Here is a 2,084-nt window from a genome sequence, read left to right on the forward strand (position 1 = left end):
TTTCAGTTAGCTCGTTGCAAGCATTAATGGCATCAGCATTTTGCTCTAACCATTCAGCTTTCAGGCGTTGACTCACTTCTTTCTCAAGTGCCTTTTCCATTGTTGCCGAAAGGTTTATATTTAAGCGTTTAGCCTCAGCGAGTAACTCGCTGTTTAAGCTTAAGTTTGTAGCTTTCTTTGGGGCTTGCGTACTATATGCGTTTCTCATGATAGCAACCTATGCGTATTGTGTGTGCGCATAAATTATAGGTGCAATGCAAGCATATAACAAGGCGTTTAAGAGGGATTCATGCCGCGTGGCATTTTTAGTTTGCGGTGAGTTTTGGTGGTGAAAGTGTTCTGCGGAAAGCTGGTTTAGGCGGCACTCACCCCTTAACGCGGAGTTATGTAGCAAGGAGATACGGTGTGCTTAACTTTTTGAATAAAAAGTCTTATGTTCAGTCAGTCGCTAAAGATGTAGCTCCTAAACTGTGTGCTAAGTTTGGGAAAAAGCTCGTCTATTCGTTTCAGGAAATTAGTTGGGCATTGAGTGAGATTAAGCGCAGTGATGACCAGTTCTATAAGTCAGTTTCTTATGGCATGTTGTTGCCTTACAGCAAAGAGTTGGCTATCGAGTTACAAGAAGATTTAGGAGACGTGTTAGAGTTTCAAAAGTCTGTCGGAGAGATCTTATTTAACGTGTCGGAAGTTCCTTCGTTTGAAAGCTACCTGTTATATGCAGAGGTAAATTCAGCACCTAAATGTAGCGTTACGAACACGACTTTAGATAGTTCCGGTGGAGTAAACTTTCTTGATTTTGGTGGCGCTGACTAGCTACATAACAAGGCGTTTAAGAGGGATTCATGCCGCGTGGCATTTTTGTTTTGCAGTGAGTTTTGGTGGTGAAAGTGGTCTGCGGCAGCTTGGTTTATGCGGCATTCACCCCTTAACGCGGCGTTATGTGATTGGGCATAAACAAAAACAAAAACAGCCCGTCTGATATGGGCTGCATTATCGATGATGAACATATTAGTGTTCAGGCATTTCTATTATTCTAATAGCGCTATCAATTGCTTTGGTGAAGTCTCTACTGTTTTCGAGCTTTCCAGAGCTTGCTGGTCCTAAAGCACAAGAATACAAAGCGAGTTGTTTCTCGAAGGACAAGTCCAGTTGTTCATACAGATGTTGCCGAGTTTCAGCATGTTGCTCTGGCTCTTGGTTTGCAAGGTTGATTAAAGTTTCAGAAATAAGCGATTTCATATAATTTTTCCTTATTATGGCATCGAATGCTTATTGATTATATCGATTAATTAGAGGCAAGTCGTGAGCAACAATCACATAACAAACGCCTCAAGAGGGACTGTCAACGCGTGGCGTTTCCAGTCTCATTGAGCCGCGGTGGTTACGGTTGTTGTGTTTGAGTTTAGTGGTAATGCGTTGTCAGCCCCTTAGGCGGGCGTTATGTGATTTATGAGGAGTAATTAATGAGACGAATATTTGTATTTCTTTGCTCAGTCTTTTGTTTTTCTGTAAATGCAGCGTCAATGTCTGAACTATTAATGGAATCTATGAATGTCAGCTCCTTAGGTTATGTTTGTAATCATAGTCAGCTTAATGGAACGAAATACAAAGAAATTGCCGTTTGTGTTGAAGGTAAAAACTTACGCTCGGTAGAGCTCGTCAGTCTTTGGATATCAAATTTTCAAATAGATAATCCAGCAACAAAAGAACATGAAAAATTTGTAAAAAAAGCCAAAGAACTAATTTCAGGCTCTACTTATGTTCTTTCTCTTAAAACGGTTGACGAGCAGTTTTCGCCCAATACTTATGTTTACATGACAGCTTTTTGTAGTGAGTGTAAAGATGTTGAATCGGCAACAATTTTAGATGATAAGTCTTCGTTTGTTTTTGAAAATTTAAAATTACTATCGACGGAGCGATAAAATCACATAACAAACGCCTCAAGAGGGACTGTCAACGCGTGGCGTTTCCAGTCCCAATGAGCCGCGGTGGTTGCGGTTGTTGTGTTTAAGTTTTGTTGTAATGCGTTGCCAGCCCCTTAGGCGGGCGTTATGCTTAATCCATAAAAATCAGCAGGTTGTGGT

The 2,084-nt window shown here is 40.9% G+C and carries 4 protein-coding genes; 2 read left to right on the forward strand and 2 right to left on the reverse strand.

Going from position 1 to position 2,084, the window contains the following annotated elements; translation table 11 throughout:
- A partial coding sequence (locus D908_RS18035; RefSeq protein WP_005522144.1) for a type II toxin-antitoxin system CcdA family antitoxin occupies positions 1-208 on the reverse strand: 208 nt, incomplete at its 3' end.
- 197 nt (positions 209-405) lie between these two features.
- On the opposite strand from D908_RS18035, the gene D908_RS18030 reads away from it, so the two are divergent.
- On the forward strand, positions 406-813 hold the full coding sequence (locus tag D908_RS18030) for a hypothetical protein (protein WP_005522146.1): 408 nt from the start codon (positions 406-408) through the stop codon (positions 811-813).
- 195 nt (positions 814-1,008) lie between these two features.
- Here the strand turns inward: D908_RS18030 and D908_RS18025 are convergent, their stop codons facing one another.
- On the reverse strand, positions 1,009-1,239 hold the full coding sequence (locus tag D908_RS18025) for a PAS factor family protein (protein WP_005522150.1): 231 nt from the start codon (positions 1,237-1,239) through the stop codon (positions 1,009-1,011).
- 284 nt (positions 1,240-1,523) lie between these two features.
- Here D908_RS18025 and D908_RS18020 point away from each other — a divergent pair, with 284 nt between their 5' ends.
- Positions 1,524-1,922 carry a hypothetical protein gene (locus D908_RS18020; RefSeq protein WP_115236322.1) on the forward strand — a complete coding sequence of 133 codons (399 nt, stop codon included), beginning with the start codon at positions 1,524-1,526 and terminating at the stop codon, positions 1,920-1,922.
- Positions 1,923-2,084: the final 162 nt, after the last annotated feature.

This window comes from Vibrio mimicus CAIM 602, assembly GCF_000338875.1.
Lineage (GTDB): Bacteria > Pseudomonadota > Gammaproteobacteria > Enterobacterales > Vibrionaceae > Vibrio > Vibrio mimicus.

Excerpts from the sequence above, each read along its gene's own strand:
- D908_RS18025 (WP_005522150.1), bottom strand. The coding sequence starts at position 1,239 with ATGAAATCGCTTATTTCTGAAACTTTAATCAACCTTGCAAACCAAGAG.
- D908_RS18020 (WP_115236322.1), top strand. The coding sequence starts at position 1,524 with ATGTCTGAACTATTAATGGAATCTATGAATGTCAGCTCCTTAGGTTAT.